This is a genomic window from Roseomonas sp. TAS13 (assembly GCF_001950415.1).
Taxonomy (GTDB): domain Bacteria; phylum Pseudomonadota; class Alphaproteobacteria; order Acetobacterales; family Acetobacteraceae; genus Roseomonas; species Roseomonas mucosa.
On sequence record NZ_BDLP01000756.1, the window covers coordinates 1 to 791 of the forward strand.

At 69.2% G+C, this 791-nt stretch carries 1 protein-coding gene and 1 pseudogene; one reads left to right on the forward strand and one right to left on the reverse strand.

Annotated elements, in window-relative coordinates; all coding sequences use genetic code 11:
- Positions 1–364 (reverse strand): annotated as a pseudogene (locus ROTAS13_RS25335) (ABC transporter ATP-binding protein); the annotation flags it as partial.
- A gap of 342 nt (positions 365–706) precedes the next feature.
- Here ROTAS13_RS25335 and ROTAS13_RS26860 point away from each other — a divergent pair.
- Positions 707–791 (forward strand): transposase (locus tag ROTAS13_RS26860; protein ID WP_075823493.1); only part of this gene is annotated, 85 nt, incomplete at its 3' end.

The window sequence follows — 791 nt, forward strand, 5'->3', positions numbered from 1 at the left end:
TCGCCTTACGGTGGAGCTGTGCGTAGATGTGATCAAGAGACAGGATGGCGAGGAAGGCGATGTGGCGCAGTGCCAGCGCGGCGAGGCCGAGCAGGGCGAGCGCCGCCAGCGCGGCCAGCATGGCGCGCAGGGCGAGGTCGCGGTCCGCCAGGGCGGCGGCGTCGACCAGGCGGCCGGCGAAGATCGGCACCAGCAGGTCCGCCAGGGTCGCGGCCAGCATGGCGGTGCCGATGGCGGCGACGAGGCGGCGCTGTCGCGCCCAGCCCTGGAGGACGAAGTTCAGGACATCCCGGATGGGATGCGCGCGCCGTTGTCCGGCGTGGTTCTCGGAAGACACGATGTCATGCACGCCATGCGGGGGCACGGCGTTCCTCGGCACGAAGTTCAGGAAGGCGGCATCGGGCCGCCAGGATGGCGAGGCTGGCTCCGGGCTTTCCCGGGAGGCTTCAGCCCCGCGGCGTGTCGGTTTTGCGGGACACGCGCGAGGCCATCAGGGGGCCACGACGATGGCGGTAGCAAACCATGCAGCCCTCCTTTTGGCCGAGGTGACGAGGAGGTCACGTTAGAACGAGGCGCGGGCGAGTCGCAAGTTCACCTTGTCGTGCTTCGGGCCGTGCCTTGGCGGGCCTGCCGCCGCCTGTCCGTCAGCCGCGCCTCGCCCCGGCTAGAGGCTGTTGTGGACTGACGTGAGGGCCAGATTTGCGGGATGACCCGCAAGTCCTATCCGTCCGACGTATCTGATGAGGAATGGGCGTTGGTTGCGCCCTATCTGGTGCTGCTGCCCGAGGCGT